At 63.0% G+C, this 21,798-nt stretch carries 18 protein-coding genes; 7 read left to right on the forward strand and 11 right to left on the reverse strand.

The window, feature by feature from the left end; translation table 11 throughout:
• Nucleotides 1-139: 139 nt before the first annotated feature.
• From AB3X96_RS05425 to AB3X96_RS05435, 3 genes are all read left to right on the forward strand, one after another.
• A complete protein-coding gene (locus AB3X96_RS05425) occupies nucleotides 140-1,390 on the forward strand; it encodes an acyltransferase family protein (protein WP_368588899.1) in 1,251 nt (416 codons plus the stop codon).
• A 399-nt stretch (nucleotides 1,391-1,789) separates the two neighbouring features.
• Entirely contained in the window at nucleotides 1,790-2,257 is a 468-nt protein-coding gene (locus AB3X96_RS05430) for an RNase A-like domain-containing protein (RefSeq protein ID WP_368588900.1), read from the forward strand.
• Nucleotides 2,258-2,339: 82 nt separating this feature from the next.
• A complete protein-coding gene (locus AB3X96_RS05435) occupies nucleotides 2,340-2,606 on the forward strand; it encodes a contact-dependent growth inhibition system immunity protein (RefSeq protein ID WP_368589070.1) in 267 nt (88 codons plus the stop codon).
• A gap of 170 nt (nucleotides 2,607-2,776) precedes the next feature.
• On the opposite strand, the gene AB3X96_RS05440 is transcribed toward AB3X96_RS05435, so the two are convergent.
• From AB3X96_RS05440 to AB3X96_RS05450, 3 genes are all read right to left on the reverse strand, one after another.
• Nucleotides 2,777-5,230 (reverse strand): glycosyltransferase family 4 protein, encoded by a 2,454-nt coding sequence (locus AB3X96_RS05440; RefSeq protein ID WP_368588901.1) that lies wholly within the window; start codon nucleotides 5,228-5,230, stop codon nucleotides 2,777-2,779.
• Complete coding sequence (locus tag AB3X96_RS05445; protein ID WP_368588902.1) at nucleotides 5,227-6,693, reverse strand: flippase; 1,467 nt, start codon at nucleotides 6,691-6,693, stop codon at nucleotides 5,227-5,229. The genes AB3X96_RS05440 and AB3X96_RS05445 overlap by 4 nt, the downstream gene beginning before the upstream one ends.
• Nucleotides 6,694-6,755: 62 nt before the next feature.
• Nucleotides 6,756-8,957, reverse strand: coding sequence for a hypothetical protein (locus tag AB3X96_RS05450; protein ID WP_368588903.1), 2,202 nt, complete (start codon nucleotides 8,955-8,957; stop codon nucleotides 6,756-6,758).
• Nucleotides 8,958-8,990: 33 nt separating this feature from the next.
• Between AB3X96_RS05450 and AB3X96_RS05455 the strand changes: the two genes are divergently transcribed.
• The 4 genes from AB3X96_RS05455 to gmd all read left to right on the forward strand — a co-directional run bounded on the left by AB3X96_RS05455 (nucleotide 8,991) and on the right by gmd (nucleotide 12,446).
• Nucleotides 8,991-9,251, forward strand: a complete 261-nt coding sequence (locus AB3X96_RS05455; protein ID WP_368588904.1) for a hypothetical protein — start codon at nucleotides 8,991-8,993, stop codon at nucleotides 9,249-9,251.
• A 266-nt stretch (nucleotides 9,252-9,517) separates the two neighbouring features.
• Nucleotides 9,518-10,600: an acyltransferase family protein gene (locus tag AB3X96_RS05460; protein WP_368588905.1), complete on the forward strand. Its 1,083-nt coding sequence runs from the start codon at nucleotides 9,518-9,520 to the stop codon at nucleotides 10,598-10,600.
• Entirely contained in the window at nucleotides 10,597-11,346 is a 750-nt protein-coding gene (locus AB3X96_RS05465) for an SGNH/GDSL hydrolase family protein (protein ID WP_368588906.1), read from the forward strand. Before AB3X96_RS05460 ends, AB3X96_RS05465 begins: the two co-directional genes overlap by 4 nt.
• A gap of 56 nt (nucleotides 11,347-11,402) precedes the next feature.
• The gene (gene gmd / locus AB3X96_RS05470; protein WP_013089460.1) at nucleotides 11,403-12,446 is read left to right on the forward strand and encodes a GDP-mannose 4,6-dehydratase; all 1,044 of its coding nucleotides are present in this window, start codon (nucleotides 11,403-11,405) and stop codon (nucleotides 12,444-12,446) included.
• Between the two features lie 41 nt (nucleotides 12,447-12,487).
• Here the strand turns inward: gmd and AB3X96_RS05475 are convergent, their stop codons facing one another.
• The 8 genes from AB3X96_RS05475 to AB3X96_RS05510 all read right to left on the reverse strand — a co-directional run bounded on the left by AB3X96_RS05475 (nucleotide 12,488) and on the right by AB3X96_RS05510 (nucleotide 21,797).
• Nucleotides 12,488-12,853 carry a response regulator gene (locus AB3X96_RS05475; protein ID WP_176108549.1) on the reverse strand — a complete coding sequence of 122 codons (366 nt, stop codon included), beginning with the start codon at nucleotides 12,851-12,853 and terminating at the stop codon, nucleotides 12,488-12,490.
• A gap of 31 nt (nucleotides 12,854-12,884) precedes the next feature.
• A complete protein-coding gene (locus tag AB3X96_RS05480) occupies nucleotides 12,885-13,865 on the reverse strand; it encodes a chemotaxis protein CheX (protein WP_368588907.1) in 981 nt (326 codons plus the stop codon).
• Between the two features lie 28 nt (nucleotides 13,866-13,893).
• Nucleotides 13,894-14,433 carry a hypothetical protein gene (locus AB3X96_RS05485; protein WP_368588908.1) on the reverse strand — a complete coding sequence of 180 codons (540 nt, stop codon included), beginning with the start codon at nucleotides 14,431-14,433 and terminating at the stop codon, nucleotides 13,894-13,896.
• Nucleotides 14,430-15,161 (reverse strand): methyl-accepting chemotaxis protein, encoded by a 732-nt coding sequence (locus AB3X96_RS05490; RefSeq protein ID WP_368588909.1) that lies wholly within the window; start codon nucleotides 15,159-15,161, stop codon nucleotides 14,430-14,432. Before AB3X96_RS05490 ends, AB3X96_RS05485 begins: the two co-directional genes overlap by 4 nt.
• A 37-nt stretch (nucleotides 15,162-15,198) precedes the next feature.
• Nucleotides 15,199-17,577 (reverse strand): ATP-binding protein, encoded by a 2,379-nt coding sequence (locus AB3X96_RS05495; protein WP_368588910.1) that lies wholly within the window; start codon nucleotides 17,575-17,577, stop codon nucleotides 15,199-15,201.
• Nucleotides 17,578-17,831: 254 nt separating this feature from the next.
• A complete protein-coding gene (locus tag AB3X96_RS05500) occupies nucleotides 17,832-18,998 on the reverse strand; it encodes a glycosyltransferase family 4 protein (protein ID WP_368588911.1) in 1,167 nt (388 codons plus the stop codon).
• A gap of 70 nt (nucleotides 18,999-19,068) precedes the next feature.
• Entirely contained in the window at nucleotides 19,069-20,298 is a 1,230-nt protein-coding gene (locus AB3X96_RS05505) for a glycosyltransferase family 4 protein (RefSeq protein WP_368588912.1), read from the reverse strand.
• The gene (locus AB3X96_RS05510) at nucleotides 20,295-21,797 is read right to left on the reverse strand and encodes a glucose-6-phosphate isomerase (RefSeq protein ID WP_368588913.1); all 1,503 of its coding nucleotides are present in this window, start codon (nucleotides 21,795-21,797) and stop codon (nucleotides 20,295-20,297) included. The genes AB3X96_RS05505 and AB3X96_RS05510 overlap by 4 nt, the downstream gene beginning before the upstream one ends.
• Nucleotide 21,798 lies beyond the last annotated feature (1 nt).

The raw sequence follows: 21,798 nt of genomic DNA on the forward strand, positions 1-21,798 counted from the left end.
TTCGAAACGCAATTTTTTAATCATTTTGTGGGATTGTGGTGCTCTAGCATGGATGCGTCGCGGGGTGCGCAAGGACGCCCGCTCGAAGGCCGATTCCGCGTCGATTTTTTCTCTTTTCCGCTTCAGATAAGGACCGCGTATGAGCGACCCAGCACTGGATGCCGCCGGCTCATCCCTGCCCCTCTCCCCGCTGCCGCGCCCCGAGAAAAACCCGGCCGCGGCGCACGCTCGCAGCGACGCGCGGACCGATAGCGTCGGCAAGGAGCATGTGATCGACGCGATGCGAGGTTTCGCCGCGCTGCTGGTCGCCTATTTTCATTGCCGCCAGATCGCGTGGGTCGGCATGCAGGCGTTTCATCAGAGCGTCGGACATTCGTTGAGTCCGGGCAGTCTCGCCGCGTATCTGACGTTTCCAATCGCATGGGGCTCGGCCGGCGTGCCGATGTTCTTCGTGATCAGCGGCTACTGCATCCATCGCGGCGGCGCGCTGCGGCTCGCGGGCAATCCCGCTTACCGGCTCGATGCAGGCAACTTCTGGCTGCGCCGCTTTGCGCGCATCTATCCGGTGCTGCTCGCGGCGCTGGTACTGACCTTCGCGCTCGATTCGCTGAGCCTGCAATTGCCGCCCGTCAGTCACAAGATTCGCGAGATCGGCTGGCAGCCGTTTCTGGTCAATCTGTTTTCGCTGCAGGGTGTGGCGGGCAAAACGTATGGCTCGAACGGCGCGCTGTGGACGCTGTCGCTCGAAGTGCAGTTCTATGCGATCTATCCGCTGCTGTTCGCGCTGCGGCGGCGCATCGGCATGAATGCCGTGCTCGCGCTCGTCGCGGTGATCAACGTTGCGTCCGCGTATGGGCTGGAACGACATGATCTGCAGTTCTTCACGTCGTACTGGTTCTCGTGGATGCTCGGTGCGTGGATCGCCGATGTCAGGGCGCGCAACGCGCGAGAGGCGCGCGCGCCCGCATTGCTGTACGTTCTCGCGGCGGGATTGATCGCGGCAGGCTGCGTCGTGTTTCATTTCGGTCAGTATGGTGCGTTCCAGATCTGGGCGCTTGGCTTCGCGTGCTATCTGTACAAGGCGCTCGATGTGCCCAATGACCCGCAACACGAAGGGAGTGGCGTGCTCGCGCTGCTTCGCACTGGGTCGCGCGCGCTGTCGCGCTTGCTGTCCCGCGTGGGTGACTTCAGCTTCTCGCTGTATCTGATTCATCTGCCGATCTTCGTTCTGCTCTCGGCGTGGCTGTTTCGTTCGTCGCTGCAGGTGTCGATCTGGCCGTCGTTTGGTTATATGTTGGTCGCGGTGCCGGCTGCCTATGTCTTCTATCGGCTGGTCGAGTTGCCTGCGATGAAGTGGTCGGCGAGTTTCAAGCCTGGACGGCGCCGATAGAACTTTGACATCGGAGTGTAGAAGGCTTCATAGCTGTCGTAGGAGTGGTCGGCATGTGCGCTGCCCGATAGGGCGGCCAAAGCCGCCAACAGTATCGGAGTGACTCTCATCGGTATGCCTTGGCTCCTGTCGCTATCCGATAGTCGGGGCTCGTCCACGGCATTTCCCTGTTTCGGTTTTTTCCATGCGACCCATTCTGATTTTCCAGAAAACACCCAACGAATTAATCTTCAAATGTTTTCCGTCAACATCTTTAATTTGAGATTAAGACTTTTTGACAAATGTTCACGATTATTTCCGGGTGCCTCATTTTGAGCCAATAAAATCATCCGTCGCCCATTCCATCTCCGTGTAGTTGCCTGCTAGCGTGGCAGCCCAATAACTCCAGAGGACACCGGAATGTCATATCAACACGATTCGGACGGCGTGCGGGTGGTACTGAGTGCGCCGCAACTGGCTGCGGTGCTCTCCCGTCAGTCGATCAACCCCACCGAAATGCTTTCCAACCGGCTATGGGGCGGCTTGCAGGTAGTCGGCGGGGTACTGGAAATGGTTGGGGCGGCAGCGCTTTGCGTGCTGCCGGAACCGCACGTTGCGAAGGATGAGGCATGGCTGCGGGAGCGCCTAAGACGGGAACCCCAAAAGAGGGTTGTTTCATCGTTTCGTAGTCTTCGGGTGGCGGTATTGGCGATTTCTGATGTAATGAATTCAAATATCTTTAGAATTCAGAGTTGGGCGAAATCTCCGAGAAACCGCATTCCTCTTACATTGGTTAAGAAGGTTCCTGGCGATATCGGATATGGGATAACGAGAAAAACCAACGAACTGACCAAGATGAACGAAGTCACGGTAGTTCTGAAGTTTTAAGAATATAACAATATGCCATATTACATATTAACTGCGCACGTCGGCTAAAGGATGGTCAATGTTATCTGACCGCTACCCCAGAATGTACGAGCTTTTCGGCGCGTATTTCAATGAAGATTTTGACTTGTGGGGAAACACAATCTCCGAAATTGTCTCATGCTATAGACATGATAGTTCACCGGAATACCAAAAAGAAATAATTGATGAAATAAATTCGTTCATGAGTGAACATCCGTCCGACCTGGATTCTGCGTTCGAAAGAGATTACGGTTCAGGGTTTGATCCTAATCTGTGGGGCCACACTACAGCCTCATTCCTTGACGAGTTGAAGCGCCTTCTGAGCGAGTAATCCAGTGGTCGCCGCGCGAGGGGGTTCGATGTCACTCTGCGCATGCACAATACGTGATGTCGTTGAATGCGGCGCAAAAAAACGGAGCGAAAGCCCTTCGACTTCCGCCCCGTCACGCCAAGCAAGGACTGGCCAAGCCCCTGTCCACCCTCGCGCAAAAAAACCCCGCTCTACCGCCCCGCCACACTCTTCAGAATCCCCGCGACCCCATCCACATAGCTGCGCGTGCCGAAACGCTCCTGCGCGGTCCGATAGCCGTTCTCGACCAGCTTGTCGCGCAAGTCGCCGTTCGAGCGCAATTCGGCGAGCGTATCGGCGAGCGCATGCGCGTCGCCCGGCGTACACAGGACGCCGTTCTCGTAGTCGTCGATGATTTCGAGCACGCCGCCCGCGCGCGACGCCACGACCGGCCGCTGCGCGAGCATCCCCTCGACGATCACGCGGCCGAACGGTTCCGGCGTGATCGACGTATGCACGACCGCATCGACCGCGCACATGCAGGCGGCAATATCGTGCTGGAAGCCGAGAAAATGCACCCGCTCGCCCAGCGCGTGTGCGGCAACGAAGGCACGCAGTTCCATTTCGTACTGGTCCTCGCCGAACAGCGCCGCGCCGACCAGCACCGCATGCATCTGCGGATTGAGCACCATCGCTTCGAGCAGCACATGCTGCCCCTTCCAACGCGCAAGCCGGCTGAACGAGCCGACGAGGAACGCGTCGCGCGGCAGATTCAGGCGCTCGCGCAGCACCGCTTGCGGCACCGTGCGCAACGCGTCGAACGGCTCCGCGTCGATCCCATTGAATACGACGTCGATGCGCTTGCCGTCGAACCGCGTGAGCTTCGCGAACGCCTGCGCCGACGCGGCCGAATTGGCGATCACGTGCGTGAGGCCGACCCGCGCGCACCACTTGATGATCGCGAGCTGCTTGCCGCCGAAATGCTCGGCGCTGACGATGTCGCGCAAATGCCAGACCACCGGACGTCTCGCGAGCTTGCCGGCCACTGCGCCGATCACCATCGCACGCTGCGTATTCGCGTAGATCACGTCCGCATTGCGCGCCCGTTTCGCGGTGGCACGCACGAGTGAGATGAGCCCCTTCAATGCCTGACCTTTCGGCAGCGACCCGCCCTGCTTGCGCACGTTTTTCAGCACTCCGGCATCGAGCACGGAGACCTCGACGCCGGTCTTCGTGAGCGCGGTGTTGAACGGCCCGTCGTCGAACAGCACGACCTCGATGCGCGAGCGCAGCGCCTTGACGATTTCGAGCAGCGACAGCTCGGCGCCGCCGAGCACGCCGCTCTGATCGACGGCGAGAATGCGCGGCACGTTCGCGGCGCTCTGCGCGCCCGGCCGATATGGCGTATAGGGCGGCAGCGTCGCGGCGCGCAGCGCGGGCACCGCCGCGCGCACCTGCGCGAAAAAGCGCTCGCGGAAATGCGCGGCCGAAAACTGCTCGGCGTTGCCGCGGCAATGCTCGGGCTGGAACCGGTGCCCAAGCTCGTCGAAACGATTCACGGCGGCGATGATCGAGTCGGCATCCTGTTCATCGAAGAACATGCCGGTCGGCTTCGGCTCCGACAGATCGCGCACGGTTTCGAGCGCCCCGCCCTTGCCGTAGGCGATCACCGGCGTGCCGCAAGCCTGCGCCTCGACCACCGAAATGCCGAAGTCCTCTTCGGCCGCGAACACGAATGCCTTCGCGCGGCTCATGCGGTCCTTCAGCACCTTGAACGGCTGATAGCCCATGATCTCGACGTTCGGCCCCGCCTTCGCGCGGATCTTCGCCATGTCGGGTCCGTCGCCGATCACGACGAGCTTGCGCTCGGGCATCCGCGCGAACGCCTCGACGATCAGATCGATTTTCTTGTACGGCACCATCCGCGACGCGGTCAGATAAAAGTCTTCCTTCTGCGTGCACAGCGTGAACGCGTCGACATCGACCGGCGGGAAGATCACTTGCGCGTCGCGCTGATACACCTTCTTGATGCGTCGCGCGATGAACGCCGAGTTCGCGATGAAGCCGTCGACCGAGTTCGACGTGCGGATATCCCAGTTGCGTATGTAATGCAGAATCAGCCGGGCGAGCGCCGACTTCGGGCCGTTGGTCAGCTTCGACTGCTGCAGATACTGATGCTGCAAATCCCACGCATAGCGGATCGGCGAATGCACGTAGCTGATATGCACCTGGTCGGGACCGGTGAGAATGCCCTTGGCGACCGCGTGACTGCTCGAGATCACCACGTCGTACGCCGACACGTCGAGCTGTTCGATCGCGAGCGGCATCAGCGGCAGATACGAGCGGTACTTGCTGCGCGCGAGCGGCAGTTTCTGGATGAACGACGTCGTCACCGGCTTGCCGCGCAGGAAGCTGCGATCGTCGAGAAAGTCCACGAGGCTGAACAGGTCCGCATCGGGAAAGCACGCGATGATCTGCTCGAGCACTTTCTCCGCGCCCGCGTAGGTGACGAGCCAATCGTGGACGATCGCAATGCGCACGTTTCTGTCCGCGCGCGGCGCGGTACGACGCACTGCCGGCTGCATGCCAGGCACGCTCGTCAGTTCGTCGAGCGCGCCGCGCGTCGCAGGCCTCAACAGGTTTTTTTCAAGGACGTCGTGATTCATGCGCTTTTCCTCGGATTCAGTCGCAATAGCAGTGAACGCGCAAGATTGCGCAAGGCGGGCGTCATCGTGAGCGACCACGCGACGTTCGCGCCGACCATCAGCAAGCCAGCGGCGATCGCGAGCGCGAGGCTCGGCAGGAAGCTCGCGAGCCACAGGCTGGCGAGCAGGAAGGCGAGATGGGCGAGCATGTCGAGCACGATCTGGCGCGCGCGGATCGCCGCGAAATGCAGCAGCACCGCGTAGTCGAACAGTGCGCGCGCGGAAACCGCGACCGCCGCGCCCGTCAGCCCGAAATGCGTGATCCCGAGCCACAATGCGCCGGCGAACAGCGGCAACTCGACGAGCCCGATGCGCGCGGCGGTGGCTGGATTGACCTGTGACTGAATCAGGATGCGCGTCACGTTCGCCTGGCCGACGAGCCACACGGCAACGATCATGATGCGGCCGACGGGCGCCGCGACCGTCGCGATCTCGTTGCCGACCCAAAGATGCAGGAACGGTTCGAGCACCAGCATCGCAACGAGCGCGACCGGCGTGAACACGCCGTTGAGAAATTCGAGCGACTGCTGCGTGATCGTGTCGGCATCCGCGCGGCCGACCGCCGACAGCCGCGGAAACAGCGTGCGCACCAGCGCGGTCGGCACGATGTTCAGACGCGTGACGAGATTCTGCGGCACCGTGTAGTACGTGACGAAACGCGCGCCGAGGCGTGAACCGAGCATCACGCGATCGAGCGAATCGGCGACCATCGTCATCACGCTCGCGATCAGCATCCAGCCGCCGAAGTTGAACAGCCCTTTCGAGACGCCGAGCCGCGGCGGTTCAATGCTGCGTATCTCAAGCACTTTCAGCGCGTAGCGGCCGAGCAGCAGCGCCGCGAGAATCCGCGCGACCACGGCCGCGGCGAGTACATTCTGCAAGGTCGCGCCGAGCCACAACGCGGCACCGAGCGGCAGAAGCTGGAACAGGAACGTGCCGATGGTCTGATTCGTGTTGTACACGCCGAAGCGTTCCGCGCCATTGATCGCGCCCGCGAACACCCACGACACGTTCGCGATCGGAATCGCGACCGCGAGCCACGGCAGCGCCATATACACTTCGTGCTGCAGCTCGGGCGACACCTTCGTGAAATACGCGGTGTACAGGAACGCACCGAAGTAGATGATCAAACCGCCGACCACGCCGGTCGTCAGATTGAGCCACGTCGCGCTCCAGAACACGCGCGCGCTTTCCCGCTGATCGCCCGACGCGCGCGCCTTCGAAATATGGTTCTGCGCGGCCATGCTCATGCCGAGATCGAGAATCCCGAAGTAGCCGATCAGCGTCCACACGAGACTGATCACACCGTAGCGCTCGACGCCGAGCAGCCGGATATACGCCGGCACGGTCACGAGCGACACGAACGTCGGCAGCACGAGCCCGAAAAAATTGATCGCTACGTTCCTGAGAATGCCTTTGTCCATCGAATCCCTTGGGTTTTGCGGTTAGATTGCGCGCGGGGCTGCGTCAGCGAGGCCAACGCGCCTCAAGGCTTCCAGCGATACATCAGCACCTTGCCGCGCGCGTCTTCCTCGACGAACACCAGGTACTCGCCATCGGCGCGCTTCGTCGCGCTGATGCCGTTCGGCACGTCGACCCAGCCCGACGCGCGGCCCACTTCGGGGCCTGGCCGGATCACGCCGAGTTCCTTGCCGCTGTCCTTGTCCCACACGTGCACCGCGCCGACCGGCTCGACGCCGAACACGTATTGCCCCTCGACGGTGACGCCGATGATCGTCGCGATCGGCTTGCTTTGCGTCTGCCACGGCAAGCTGATCGCGTAACGCTGCACCGGCTTGCCGCTCGACCACTTGTCGAAGCGCACCAGCACACGCCCCACTTCCTTCCAGAAGCCCTGCGCGGTCGGCATATCGGCCGTATAGCCGCTTACGTACATCGTGTCTGTGTCCGGTTCGTAGATCGCGCGATGCAGTTCGCTGAACGGTGCCGGCACCGGGTACTGCGCCAGGTTCGAGTACGAGTAGACAGGGTTGCCCTTCGCATCGAGTCCGCCGAAACGGAAGCGATAGATGCCCTTCGTATCCCGGGTGCGCCAGATGTCGCCGGCCGTATCGACCCACCAGCCCCAGCCGCCCGCGAGCTTCGTGCCGCTCGTGTTCAGCGTGTATTCGTCGCGCTCGAACTGGCCATCGCCATTCGTGTCGCGCCAGATCCAGTCACCGCCCGGCGGCGCATTCGGCACCTTCGTGACCGCGCGTTCGCGGCCTGCGATAAATCCAGACGGAATCGCGCTCTCGCCGTCGTGCTGCGGATCGAAGCGATAGATCTTCAGATGGTCCGCATACATGTCGCTCAGATAGAGGAACGTGCGCCCCTTCAACCGCCGCGCGATCGGCAGGCCCGGATACTGGTCGGTATGGAACACCGGATCGTCCGGGTACTTGAACCGATTCGACAGGAATCCCGCGTATTTCCAGTCCTGCCCCGACGGCTTCGACAGATCGAGCTCGAAGCGCTTGTTGCCGGTATAGACGCTGTCGGGCCGGGCCGGATCGATCCACGCGCCGTCGACGAACAGCAGCCCTTCGACCTGCCAGTTGCGCTTGCCGTCCGGCGCGTAGCTTTCGAGCGTCGCGCCGAGGCCCGCGCCGATCGGCTCGTAACGCGGACCGATGCCATTGGTCGATACGTACACGTTGCCGCGCGCATCGACACCGACGCCAGTCAAGCCGTTGAATCGCAACGGTCCCGGCTTGCCCGCGACGCCGCTGAAAATGCCGCCGCGCTCGCCGAGCGTGCCCGACGCCGTGTAGCGGCCGTCGCGCTTCGTGAAGAACAGCACCTGCTGGCGCGGACCGTTGTCGGCGATCAGCAGGCGGCCTTGCGCATCAACGGCGAGGGCGACCGCGACCGTGTCGGCCGGCAGCGTGATGGTTTCATCGATGCGCTGACCGGTCGCGGTGTAATGCTCGATGCCCGGCGCGCGATCGCTGCGTGTGCCGCTCAGCACCCAGAGCGTGCCGTCGGGTGCGAGCGCGAGACGTCCAGGCTCGTGCACGCTCCACGTCGCCTTCTGCTGCATCGACTCGGCATCGTAGACTTCGATGCGATTGCGCGCGGTATTGGCCGCGAACAGCGTCGTGTCGTTCGCAGCGAGCCCGTCGATCTCCGCGTTCGTGCCGGTCGGCACTTCGTTCATCATCAGAAAGCCGGCCGCGAGCTGCGCATGCGGGTCCGCGTTTTTGGCGGCGGGCTGAAACGGTGCCACGCGCTTCGGCTCGCCGATCAGGCGCCGCGAAATGCCGAACCATTGTTTGCCCTTGTCCGGCCATACGCCCGGCTCGACCAGGTGCCCCTTCTCATTGCCGACCGCGATCGCGACGAACGCATATTTGCGGTTGACCGCGATCGCATTGCCGCCGGCGTTGCCCCAGCCATGCGTGCCACCCGCGAAGCCGAGCATCTTGCCGTCCTGATAGACGCTCGCTTCGGCGCCGCTTTCATCCCACGGCGCGTTCGTATAGACCTTGCCGTCCGGCGTGACCGCGATCGCGGTGATGTTGATCTGCGTCCATGTGCCATCGCCGAAGCCAAAGCTGTTGCCGATCCATGAGGTCTTCGCGTTCAACGCGGTTTCGGCGCGAGCCGGCAGAACGGCCGTTGCGGCGACGACGCCGGCGGCGCAGGCTGTCAGGGCGAACCAGCTTTTGAACGTGATGCGGCGCAAGGCGGAACCTCCAGTCGATGTCCGGTCAACGCGATGCACGCGGACCCGTGCCCGCTCGGGGCGAAAATCAGTGATGTGGTAAAGCGAAACGAAGCGCAACCGATTGAAGCGCGGCGCCTGAAGGCAGCCGTCCGCACGACTAAGTTACGCGGAAAAAATGCAGCGACGAAAGTCGAAAATAATTCAAAAATATTCGTTCGCTTATACGTCGCAAAAGAAATGAATTTAAAAATCGATGAAAACGAAAGCCGCGGCGTCGCGCGCGCCCCCGTTGCCGCCATCTTCCGTTCGTAACGATGTGGAATCACGCAATACGCATTTATTGCGGATTGCCCGGCGCCCACCACATAACCATATAAATCTTTCTGGAATGGCCAAAGAAATACCCTGTTTCAATCTGATTCAATTAGCCCATTCCAACAGATTTTTTCTCGAATTTCTTTTCCCTAGAATCGATTGCACTTCAGTTGCGACGCGAAGCGCGCGCCTGTTCGCCGGCTATCCGTTGCGAACCGCGCGGCCCTTCGCCCGGCCCATCCGTTTTACACCATGGACGGTTCATGACAGCCAGCGCATTGCCCCTCGCGCCCTCCCATTCCCGCATCGTGCAACTCGACGGTCTGCGTGCGATCGCCGTGCTCGCGGTGTTCGCGCAGCACGCGTTGAAAGCGCCGCTATGGATGGGCGTCGATCTGTTTTTCGTTTTGAGCGGCTTTCTCATCAGCGGCATCCTGCTCGATCGCAAGTCGCGTCAGCAGTCGTATTTCAGCTATTTCTATGCGCGGCGCGCGCGCCGCATCCTGCCGCCGTACCTGCTGCTGATGGCCGTGTCGTCGGTGCTGTTCGGCCTCGCGTGGGCACAGCACTGGTACTGGTACGCGTTTTTCGCGACCAATATCGGCGATGCGCTCAATCAGAGCGGTCACGAAAGCCTCAACGTGCTGTGGTCGCTCGCGGTCGAAGAGCAGTTTTACATCTTCTGGCCGTTCGTGATCCTGCTCGTACCCGAGCGTCTGCTCGGCGGCGTGGCGGCGGCGCTGATCGTGCTGGTGCCGCTGCTGCGCGCGCTTGCGACGCCGTGGTTCGATTCGTTCTGGCCGATCTATTACCTGACGCCGTTCCGCATGGATCTGCTCGCGGCCGGCGCGCTGCTCGCGGTGGCCGTGCGGCGTGATCGCAATGCGCTCGAAGCGTACAAGGGACTCGCAGTGCTCGGCGCGCTCGCCGCCCTCGCGGTGCTGGCATGGCTGCATCTGCACTTCCCGCGTTTTCGCGCGGCGAACACGCCGTTGTCGAATGCGGGGCTCTATAGCGTGTCGCTGGTGCTGTGCACGTCGATCGTGGTGATCGCACTGCAGAGCAAGGGCATCGTCAAGCGGCTGTTGTGCAACCCCGTGCTCGTTTATATCGGCACGATCAGCTACACGATCTATCTGATCCACCTGAGCGTGCTGTACATGGTGTGGCCGCTGCATCTGAATCGCTATCTGAGCGCCGTGATCGCGCTTGCGATCACGCTCGTGTACGCGAGCATCACGTGGTTCGCGTTCGAGAAGCGCCTGATTTTCGCCACGCGCGGCACGAGAGCGACGGCGACTGCCGGCGCCAGCGTTGCGCGGCAAGCACCGCAAAGCCGCGCATGAACCGCCTGGCCGTTGTTGCTGCCCGCGTGCTGGGCGTCGTGTCGGCGCTTACGTTGCTCGCGCCGACAACGAGCGCGGCCGTGGACGAGCCGCCAACGTCATCGCCGACGCAAGTGCTGATCGACGCGTACGGCGATTCGACCACGCTCGGCATCACCTGCAGCGATGGCCACTGCGGCCCGCAAGCGCGCAATGCCGTCACGTATCTGCAGCAGGCGTTGCAGGCGCATGACGGCGAGCGCGTGCGCGTCACGAACTACGGCGTCGGCGGCACGATGGCCCAGCAGTTGCGCGACGGCACCGGCAATCGCCGCGCGGGACCGACGGCGGGCCTGCCGTGGCACGAACGTCTCGCCGTCTCGTCCGCGCGAATCGTGCTGATCAACTACGGCATCAACGAAGTGATGCAAAACCAGACGCCCGAGCAGTTCTACGCGGCCGAAACATCGCTTGTGCAAACGGCGCGAGCACTCGGCAAGCAGCCTGTTTTGCAGACCTCGAACCCGATGCCCGATAACCGGCTCAACGCGATGCTGGCGACGATGGTCGCGATGACGCGACGCGTGGCCACCGAACAGCGGGTGCCGCTCGTCGATCAATACGCGTATGTCAGCGGCCTGCCCGACTGGAAATCGCTGATGTCGGACGGCGCGCATCCGAAACCGGAGTTGTACCGGCTGAAGGCCGAACAGGACTATCGAGTCGTCGAACCGTTGGTGCGGCGACTGCTGGACGAAACACATTGAGCCACGCTTTTACGCGCGTTCCGTTCTTTTTTCATTCACAAACTAGAAGGCAAGCTATGAGCCAACCACGCAAAGCGATCATCACCGGCGTATCCGGACAGGACGGCGCCTATCTGACCAAGCTGCTGCTCGACAAGGGCTATCACGTGACGGGCACCTACCGGCGCACGAGTTCGGTCAACTTCTGGCGCATGCGTGAGCTTGGCGTGCTCGATCATCCGAATCTGCGTCTGGTCGAACACGACCTCACCGACCTCGGCTCGACGCTGCGTCTGCTCGACGGCACCCAGGCCGACGAGTTGTACAACCTCGCCGCGCAGAGCTTCGTCGGCGTGTCGTTCGACCAGCCGGTGACCACCGCCGAAGTGACCGGTGTCGGCGCGCTGAATCTGCTCGAAGGCCTGCGTATCCTGAGCCCGAAGACGCGCTTCTACCAGGCGTCGACCTCCGAGATGTTCGGCCTCGTGCAGGCGGTGCCGCAACGCGAAAGCACGCCGTTCTACCCGCGCAGCCCGTATGGCGTCGCGAAGCTGTTCGCGCACTGGTCGACGATTAACTATCGCGAGTCGTACAACCTGTTCGCGAGCAGCGGCATTCTGTTCAATCACGAATCGCCGCTACGTGGCCGCGAATTCGTCACGCGCAAGATCACCGACACGGTCGCGAAGATCAAGCTCGGCAAGCAGGATGTGCTCGAACTGGGCAACCTGAGCGCGCAGCGCGACTGGGGCTTCGCGCTCGAATACGTCGAGGGCATGTGGCGCATGTTGCAGGCCGACGCTCCGGACACCTTCGTGCTCGCGACCGGTCGCACCGAAACGGTTCGCGATTTCGTGCGCATGGCGTTCACCGCGGCCGGCTTCCAGCTGGAATGGTCGGGCAAGGACGAGCGCGAGACCGGCATCGATGTCGCAACCGGCAAGACGCTCGTGCGCGTGAACCCGAAGTTCTATCGGCCGGCCGAAGTGGACCTGCTGATCGGCTGCGCGGACAAGGCGCGCGACACGCTCGGCTGGCAACCGCAAACCTCCCTCGAACAGCTGTGCCAGATGATGGTGCAGGCGGACATCGCACGCAACGAGCACCACGAGACGTTCTAACACGGCATCCGTGTGCGGCGGGTTCGCCGCACACTATTGCGTCAACCCGCCAGTTTGCGGAACGTCTCCAGCACCGCTTCGCCCTTGAACGGCTTGACGATCCAGCCCTTCACGCCGGCGGCCTTGCCGCGCTCCTTCATTGCTGGGCTGCTTTCGGTCGTCAGCATGATCACGTTGACGGTCTTGTTCGCGAGTTCGCCGCGAATTTTTTCGACCATCGTCAGGCCGTCCATGTTCGGCATGTTCACGTCGCTGACGATCAGGCGGATATTCGAATCCGTCTTCAGCTTCGTAAGACCATCCTTGCCGTCGATGGCGGTCGCGACGTCCAGACCGTTTTTCGCCAGAAAGCCCGCCACTTCTTCGCGTACCGTGCTCGAATCGTCCACCACCAGAATCTTTGCCATAGCCATTCCCTTGCGTCATCGACGCGTAGTATCAAAACAGATCGAGTTCGCCGGACTCGACCAGATCGTCGACATCCACCGTGTTTTCAGAAAAATCCTCGGGTGACCAGCTCAGGTTGAAAACGAAGCGCTGGTCGATCGACACCGACTGTCCGCTCGCCCCGTGGCTCAATCGGTATTGAAACCGCAACTGCGGATTGTCCGAGCCGAACGAGATATAGCGGTGCTTGTGATTGACGAGCAGAGGCACCTGCACCTGGCTCGCTTCGCGAGCGTTCCGCGCAGCGAGGAACCGGTCCTTGAACGCGCCCCAGATCAGATTCGTCAATTCGCCGAGCACGTTGTTCAGATCGCGAAAGCCCGCTTGCGCCGCGCCCATGCCGGGACCCCGTGCGGCACGATCGCGCTCGATCATGCCGAGCAGCGGTTCCTCTTCGGCCTGCATCAACATATAGCCGCGGCACCAGGTGCCTTCGAGCGGAATCAGGCTGAACACCTCGCCGAAGATGATGCGATCGCGTACGACGCTCGGCGTGTCGCGTTGCACGGTGACGCCGTCGAATAACGTGGCGAGCCGCGCTTCCGTGATCTCGGCGATGCCGCGCACGAGCGCATTCGGGAAGTCGAGGCTGAAGATGTATTGATCGACGGCTTCACGCAGCGCCGTCAGATCGGCGCCATGGAAATGCGCGCATGCCGCGTTCTTCAACGGCTTCGGAAGCTGTTCGAGGGGCAAGTTGCCGCTCGAACGCAGGATCACCGGCAGTTCGGGGCGCAACGTATTGATCCGCGCCGCGGTCGTCGCCGCCTGTTCGACCGATCCACCGTAGTTGTCCGCCAGCAGAACGCCGCCGAGATCGATATTGGTGGCAAGCACCGAGCCGAGGCGGCTGCTGTCGCGCACCTTCAGTGCAATCAGGTTGTGCTCGTCGAAAAAGAGCTTCAGCGCTTGCGCGTGTGCCGGACAGTCGTCGAGCACGAGCACCTTGCTGACGGGCTTGCTGGTATTCATCGTGTTTCAGTCTGCGAATGCAGTGTTGCTAGAAAAGTTCGAGTTCGCCAGCGGCCTCGTCGGCCGCCGCGAGTTCAGCCTTGAAATCGAGTGGCGCCTGCGCGCATACGCATAACGTCACGCCCAGCCGGGCCGCAGCGCCGATCGTCAGCTCGTATGCCCACACGTGATCGGGCCGCAACTCGTCCAGATACTCGATACAGCGGCTGTTCAATTCATACGGAGTCGACATGCCGAGATCGGGGAAATGCTCGACCAGTTGCTGGTTCATGTAGCCGCAGCACAGGTTGCCGAGTTCCATCAGCGTTTCGGACAGCGAACGCGTCGTGTCGCCGCTCGCGTAGTACGCGCGCGTTGCTTCGTCCTTGCTGAAATGCAGCACGAACAGCAGACGAAAACCGATCGACGAGATCGTCAGCGCCATCGCGCAGGGTCCGGGTGGATGATCGCGATCCCACCTCGGCACCGCGCTGATCTCGCACGCATCACCCGGCGTCGCGGGCAATCTCGCGCGAGCCGCGTGACAGAAGATATCCGCGATGCTTTGCAACGCCTGATCGGTAATCACGCTGCGGCCTGCTCGAGCCTGGATTGAAACTGGGTCGCCAGCGCTTCGACGCCGCCGAGCGACGCCGTGATCATCTTGCCGCCGGCCTGGATGTCCTGGAACGTCGCCGCGGTCGTCAGATCGTTGCGATGCAGACTCTCCTGATAGCTCTTCGACAGTTCCTGCGAGCGCGACGCGAGCGAGCGCACTTCGCCCGCGACGATCGAAAAGCCGCGACCCGCGGTGCCGGCGCGCGCCGCTTCGATCGACGCATTCAGCGAAACGATCAGCACGTGCTGCACGATCGACGACAGCTCCTGGTTCTTCTTGTGCATGTCGCGGTTCTGCGACATCAGCGAAATCATCTGCTCGTGCCAGCGCTCGAACGTGATCGTCAGCGTCTTCAGACGGGCGGCCTCGTGTGCGATCCGAGTCGCATGCTGCAGCCATTCGTCGCTTCGCGTGCTCGCGGCGTCGAGGCTCGCCTGCAATGATTCGCGATTGCGCTCGCCCTGCTCGGCCTGTGCGCGCAGATCGGCGAGCATCGCCTCCAGGGCGGCGCGCTCACCGTTGGCCTGCTCGCCGGCCCGGAGCGCCGCGTCGAGTTGCTGTTCGAGGGCTTGCCGCGCGAGCGTGTCGACACGCTGCGTTTCCGCACTGGCGCGAAGTCCCCGACGATAATAAATTCCCGTCGCGAGCGCGCAGACGATACCGCCAACGCCTGCGGCCACAAGATAACTTTCAAACACGACCTGCTCCCATCGCTTCGTTCAATCGATCAGGCGATCAGCCCGCTACCGCATCCGCGTCACGCTCGCGCGCTGCATCGGTGGACGCATCGAGACTGTCCACCGCCCAGTCCTCGGGGAACGACACGACGGTCTGGAAGCGGCGATAGTCGGCGCCGCGACGATCGTCGGTGAAACGCAATTCGATGCGGCCACGCTCGCGCCGCACGAAATCGCGCACCGCATCCATGCCGACGCCGCGGCCCGAAATCTCGCTGACGCTCTGCGCGGTCGAAAAGCCGGAACGGAAGATCAGCTCGGCAATCGCTTCGTCGCTGAGCGCGGCATCGGCGTCGATCCAGCCGCGTTCGATCGCCGCGGCACGGATCTTTGCGAGCGCGAGACCCCGGCCGTCGTCGCTGATGGTGATCTGCAGCGCGTGATGGTCTACGCCCACTTCCAACTCGATGACGCCGGCGGCGTCCTTGCCGTTCGCGATACGCTCGGCGGCGGGCTCGATGCCGTGATCGACCGAATTGCGCAGCAGGTGCGTGAACACATTACGCAGCGTATTGCTGACCTCACTGCGCACGCGATAACCGTTGTTGTCGATGCTGACGATCGGCGCTTCCTTGCCGAGTTCGGCCGCCAGAGACGGCAGCGATTCGAGCACGCCCGCGAGCGCTTCGTAGATCGATTCGGTGCCCAACAGGCGCAGCTCACGCTGCAACGATTCGCGCATCGACACGAGTGCGTCCCGGTCGGCCGGATCGGCGCTTTCGAGCAAGTCCAACTGCTTCTGGATCAACTCGCGATCGACCATCAGGTAGCGATCCACCGCGCCGTTCTGGCCCGGACCCTTGCGGCCGAGGCTCACTTCGTTGATCGTCGCGTAGGTTTCGAGCGCGGCCTTCACGCGCTGCAGATCGTCGATCAGAAGCTGCTGGTCCCACGCTACACCGCCGTCCGCGCGGCGTAATGCGTCGTACCGCTGTTCGGTTTCGTGGACGACGCCGGTCAGATGCTGAAGGCTGTAGGTGCGCGCATTGCCCTTGACGGTGTGCATGTTGCGGAACAGCTCGGCGACCGCTTCGTGACTCGGCTCGTGATGCTGACGGATGATCCGCTCGTTCTCGCTGATGAAGCCCGTCGCGCTTTCGACGAAGTGATGGAACTTCTCCTGGCTCACCGCGAGAATCTCGCCGATCATTTCCAGCCGGCGCTTCTGTTCGCCGGCCTCGGCGGCGAGCGCGCGCAGTTCGGTCACGTCGCGCACGCACAGCATCAAACGCTGCACGACGTCGTGTTCGTCGGTGATCGCCGACCAGCTCAGATCGAGCGTCTTCACGCGGCCATCGGTCATCGGCTTGGCGATCTCGTTGACGAACAGGTGCTGATTGAACTCGAAGTTCATGCTGTCTTCACCGATACATGCGTGCAGCGCCGCTTCGATCTGCGCGAGCTCATCGCTGTTGATACCGGTGCCACCGAACACGAGGTCGAGCAGCGGTCGGCCCGCAATCTCGCGAGTCTCGAAGATGGCCTCCAGATACGCGGAGTATTCAGGATGCACGACCACGCCTTCGACCACAGTCAGAATCCCCTGCTGCATGTTTTGCAGCATCGCCTGGATATCGGCGGTCTTCTGCTTCAACTGCAGCGAGCTTTGCTGGATCTTCTCGATCATGCCGTTGAACGCGACGATCGAATGACCGATCTCGTCCATGCGGCCGACCGGCACGCGGCGCGTGAAGTCCTGGCTTGCCGCGATCTCGCTCATCTCCACCTGCATGCGGCTCAGCGGCCGGGTGATCTGCCGATACAGCAGCGCGCTGATCAGCAGCAGCACGACGATGGCCGCGCCGGTCGCGGCGCCGATCGCCGTCGTCGTGGTGGCGAGCGCGCTGTTCAGGTCGTCGATCGCGGCGTCTTTCTGGCGGTTCTTTTCGATTCGCAGCGTCTCGACGATGCCTTCGAGTTCATCGCGGTATTGCGCGACGTTCGCGAACAGATACGCCTGCGCCAGTTCGTTCTTGCCGTCGGCCTTCATCTTCGCGGTGTCGTTGACCGCGTTGAAATAGTTGGCGAGGCTGTCGCGCGCCTGACTCACGAGCCCGGTTTGGGCCTGACCTTGCGCGGCCTTCGCCTGCACGTCGAGCGCCGCGTGCAGCGACGCTTCCTTGCTCTTCAGCAGGTCTCGCGCCTGCGAGACCATATTCTCGTCAGGCGCATAGACGAGCGTCATCATCGCGAGCTGCACGTCCTTGAGCTGCGACACGAGGTCGGCCGACGCGAGCGCGCTCGGCACGACACCCTGGGTAACCTGTCTGACGTTGGCGGCGCTGTTGCGAGTCTGAAGCACAGCGTATCCACCAATGGCGGATAGCGCGACGAGCATCAGAATGACGAGTAGCGTGATGCGGTGACGGATAGTCATCTGAGAATCCCCGAGGTCTGAAAATACAAGGTCCACGCATTGAGCGGGACGCCCGTGTGTTTTTGTACTTTCGGGCGCGGGGATTATCGTCGCGGATGTGTGACGTCAACGTGACGAAGTCGACGCCGAACCACACGTTTTAGGGATTTGAAAAATAAGGTCGAAAAATTCGTGAATCAGGGCTGATCCGGGCTCAAGTTCGACAGAAAAATGCCGTTATTTTTAGCCTGTTTTTTTCGCTAGCCCACAGCGCTTCAATGCAGTGCGTCCGCCGCGATCGCTTCGGCATACACCGCCGCGACCCGCTTCGCGATCACTGCGTTATCGAAGCGCTCGCGCGCATAGCGGCGGCATGCATCTTCATCGGGCAGCTTTAGCGTGCCGTTGAACGCGCCGGCGAGACCCGCGGCGATCGCCGCTGCGCCGGTCTCCGGCAACACCAGATCCGGCGACAAGCCCGCCACCGCCTCCGGCAATCCGCCGACCGGCGTCACCAGCACCGGCGTGCCCGACGCAAGCGATTCGACTGTGATGAGCCCGAAGCCTTCCAGCGCGACCGTCGGCACGACGCTGAGATTGGCCGCACGATATAGCGCCGCCAGATGCTGATCGGGCACGAAGCCGAGCAGCTTCACGTTGTGTTCGAGCCCCGCGTCGTCGATGCGCGCCTGAAGCTCGCTTTCGAGCCGCCCCTTGCCGGCGATCAGCAGCAGCACGTCGGGCGCGCTGCGTTTCACCAGCTTCACCGCATCGATCAGATCTTCGAGACCCATGCGCCGCACCAGCCGTCGCACCGCCAGCACGATCGGCCGATCCTGCGGCAATTGCAGACGCAGACGCGCTTCGGCCTGCGTGATCGGCAGATTGAACTGCTCGACGTCGACGCAGCCCGGCACCACGCACACGCGGTCCGGCGAGATGCCGTAACGCGTCGTCAGGATCTTGCCGAACGCGTCCGACAGTACGATCAGCCGCGACGAACGCGCGTACACCGACTGCTCCAGATAACGCTTCGCGCGCTGGCCGAGCGAATCGGCGCCTTCGACGTGGCTCTCGTCGGCCCACGGCCCCTGGAAATGCGACACCTGCGGAATGCCGCGGGTCACGTCGAGGCCCGGAAACGTATAGAGCGCGAAGTGCGATGAAATCACGTCGGGCCGCGACCTGCGGATCTCGTGGCGCAGCGCGCGGCGTGCCGCCATCAGCCGCAACGGCAGCGATTGCGCGGCGGAGCCGAAACCGTTGATCGCGCCACCGGTATCGGCCGCGACTTTCGGCGAGCCGGCGACGACTCCGCGCACCGCGACGCCCGCGCCCGGCAGCGCGCTGACCAGCGAGTAGTACATGCGGTCGAGGCCGCCCGCGCGTTCGGGAAACCAGTGCATCCCGATCTGCAGTGATTTGATTGAGCCAGTCGTCATGATGGTGTGCCCCTGTGTGTTGCTTGCGGTGAGTTGCTATGCCGTTGCGTGGATGGCGCGGCTCGCGCGTTCATTCCACGCTCTTCTGTCCGGCGAGATGATTCAGTGTCAGCGCATCGTTCTGCGCGACGACCGTCGCCTCCGTCCGGCTGCGCCGGCGGTTTTCCTGCTGCCCGGCCAGTTGCCGGTACAGCGCGATGTATTGCGCGGCCATGCGCGCCCAGCCGAAGCCGGTTGCGAGCTCGCTCGCGGCTTGCCCCATCGCGCGGCGCGCGGTGTCGTCGCCGGCGAGTTGCGCGACTGCGCGAGCGAGCGCCTGCGGGTCGTCGGGATCGTCGAGCACGATGCCGCACTCCGGCGTGATGATCTCGGCGCCGCCCGCGGTGCGCGCGGTCACGACGGGCAGGCCCGCCGCCATCGCTTCGAGCAGCGACAGACTCATCGCCTCGTAGCGCGATGGAAACACGAACGCCTCGACCGAATGCATCAGCACTGGCATCTCCTTCACCAGCCCGAGAAAATGCACCCGATGCGCGATGCCGAGCGCCTTCGCCTGTTCCGGATACGGGCTGCCCGGCAGAAAGCCGGCCACCGCGATCTGCACGTGCTCGGGCAGATCCTTCAATGCGGCGAGCACGGTGCCGAGATTCTTGCGCGGGGTGCGCAGATCGCCGACGAACAGCAGCAGGAACGCATCGTCCGGTAACCGAAACTTCGCGCGATCGCCGCTCGCCGCCGCGAAGCCTTGCGTGTCGACGCCGTTGTAGATCACGTCCACGCGGTTGCGCGGCGTGAGGCCGATCGCGCGGATTTCGTCGGCGACCTTCTGCGACACCGCGGTGATCACCTTCGAGCGCCGGTACGCCCAGCGTTCGAGCAGCGCATTGCAGCGCGTATAGACCGACTGGTACGCGGACCACACGCCCTTCGTCAAACCGAACGGGTAGTACTTGCTCGCGAACCAGCCGCTATGCACGAAATGCGAGGTATTGACGTCGGCGCGCATCCACGTGATGAAGCCGTTCACGTGCAGCACGTCGTAGTCGCGCCGATGCGCGCGCAGCCATAGCGCGCTCTTGAGAGCGAACACCTGCTGGCGCAGCAGATTGGTCGGCCACCAGCGGCCGATCTTCACCGGCGCCCAGCGCACGTTCGGATGCGCGAGCAGTTCGGGCGCCACGTGCGACGCGATCAGCGTCACGCGGATGTTCTCGTCGAGCGCCGCGCGCGCGATCTCGTGATTGACGCGCCCCTGGCCGTCGTTATGACGCACTACGTGCGTGACTATGGCGACTCTCAATCCGTGCCTCCGTGGAGAAATAGCGTGCGTGCGCGGTTCATCTTTTCGTAGTGAACCGCGGAAAGAATCGAAAAAGCGCCCATGAAAAGCAGCAGGCCGCCGGTGCCGACCAGCGAGTTCGTGAACACCAGCATCGCGAAGGTCGCAAGACACAGGCTCAGGCACGCGGAGACGAACTTGTCGTCGCGCAGCCTGAACGACGCGAGCACCGCGCGCGTCAGCAGCCACACGATGCCGGACATGTACAGCAAGGTGCCGGGCCAGCCGAGCACGAACGGAACGTTCATCACGCCGCTGTCGAAGTTGCCGTACTGGCCGAGCTGGCCGCCGTCGTTGGAGAGCTTCGTCGAGGTGCCGGTCGCGCCCATGCCCTCGCCCGACACGTCGGTAAACGCGGTCTTCGCGAAGGTCGCGTAGAACTCGTTGCGGGCCGCGTAGCTCTGGTCGTCGTGCAGATTGACGATCGTGTTCAGACGCGCCTGCATCCGTTCGGCCACCGGACCGACCGCCAGCAATGGGACGCAGAAGCCGGCGAGCAGCACCGCGCTCGCGACGATGCGCACGCGCACCTTGTTGTTCGACTTCACCAGCTGGATCAGGAGCGCGATGACCCAGCCGCCCCACGTCGAGCGCACGAGGCTCAACGCGAACGAGAAGAAGCCGAGCCCGGCGGCGATCCAGCGCACGCGGTGCTGCGCGGCCATCACGAAGACCATCGCGCCCATCATCGCGAACGCGAACGGGCCCGACGAATTCATCGTGCTGAACACGCGCACACCCATCGGCACCGGGTCGCCCTGCGAGTTCATCTGCGAGCCGAGCATCCACAGCGCGTCCCATGGCGGCATGATGAAGAACTGGATCAGGCCGTAGCCGCCCATCACCAGCATGCCCCAGATGAACGTGCCCACGATCGTGTCGCGGTACTGCGGATACTGGCGCGTGTGCGCCATGATGTGAAAGCCGATCAGGATCGGATAGAGCCAGTTCGCGAGGTCGTAGGTGGCCGCAAGCGGCCCGCTCGACATCACGCCGATCAGGAACGCGTAGACGAGGCCGAGCAGGATCAGCAGCACCGGCAGACCACGGCGCTGCGCGAGCAGCCGGTAGTAGCGCAGCAGCGACAGGCCGCTGATCATCGTCACGGCGAGCGGCGCGACCTGGATCAGGCTGGTCGGCGTGAACGCGCCTTTCGACCAGTCCGCGAGACGCCGCACTTCGGGGCTCAGGAACCACAGCCACCACATGAAGCCGATATAGCGCGCCGGGCTTTTGAAGTAGAGCCACAGGCCCGTGAGGATCGCGAGCGCCGGAAACGCGAGCGTCAGCACCGTGCCCTGATGCGCGACGATCAGCACCGCGGTGATCAGCCACAGCAACAGCGGCGGCAGCCATTCTCGCGTTGCGCCGGACAGCAGCCCGCTCGCATTGGTTTGCGCGGCGCCGGCGTTGCCCGCGCCGGCCGGCGGCAATGGGTTCGCGCGCGGAATCGTCGACATC

Source organism: Paraburkholderia sp. BR13439 (genome assembly GCF_040948805.1).
GTDB lineage: Bacteria > Pseudomonadota > Gammaproteobacteria > Burkholderiales > Burkholderiaceae > Paraburkholderia > Paraburkholderia youngii.

Coding starts and splice junctions, on each gene's coding strand:
- gmd (WP_013089460.1), top strand. CDS start 11,403: ATGAGCCAACCACGCAAAGCGATCATCACCGGCGTATCCGGACAGGAC.
- AB3X96_RS05425 (WP_368588899.1), top strand. CDS start 140: ATGAGCGACCCAGCACTGGATGCCGCCGGCTCATCCCTGCCCCTCTCC.
- AB3X96_RS05435 (WP_368589070.1), top strand. CDS start 2,340: ATGTACGAGCTTTTCGGCGCGTATTTCAATGAAGATTTTGACTTGTGG.
- AB3X96_RS05500 (WP_368588911.1), bottom strand. CDS start 18,998: ATGACGACTGGCTCAATCAAATCACTGCAGATCGGGATGCACTGGTTT.
- AB3X96_RS05460 (WP_368588905.1), top strand. CDS start 9,518: ATGACAGCCAGCGCATTGCCCCTCGCGCCCTCCCATTCCCGCATCGTG.
- AB3X96_RS05495 (WP_368588910.1), bottom strand. CDS start 17,577: ATGACTATCCGTCACCGCATCACGCTACTCGTCATTCTGATGCTCGTC.
- AB3X96_RS05465 (WP_368588906.1), top strand. CDS start 10,597: ATGAACCGCCTGGCCGTTGTTGCTGCCCGCGTGCTGGGCGTCGTGTCG.
- AB3X96_RS05440 (WP_368588901.1), bottom strand. CDS start 5,230: ATGAATCACGACGTCCTTGAAAAAAACCTGTTGAGGCCTGCGACGCGC.
- AB3X96_RS05455 (WP_368588904.1), top strand. CDS start 8,991: ATGCACGCGGACCCGTGCCCGCTCGGGGCGAAAATCAGTGATGTGGTA.
- AB3X96_RS05480 (WP_368588907.1), bottom strand. CDS start 13,865: ATGAATACCAGCAAGCCCGTCAGCAAGGTGCTCGTGCTCGACGACTGT.
- AB3X96_RS05475 (WP_176108549.1), bottom strand. CDS start 12,853: ATGGCAAAGATTCTGGTGGTGGACGATTCGAGCACGGTACGCGAAGAA.
- AB3X96_RS05430 (WP_368588900.1), top strand. CDS start 1,790: ATGTCATATCAACACGATTCGGACGGCGTGCGGGTGGTACTGAGTGCG.
- AB3X96_RS05445 (WP_368588902.1), bottom strand. CDS start 6,693: ATGGACAAAGGCATTCTCAGGAACGTAGCGATCAATTTTTTCGGGCTC.
- AB3X96_RS05510 (WP_368588913.1), bottom strand. CDS start 21,797: ATGTCGACGATTCCGCGCGCGAACCCATTGCCGCCGGCCGGCGCGGGC.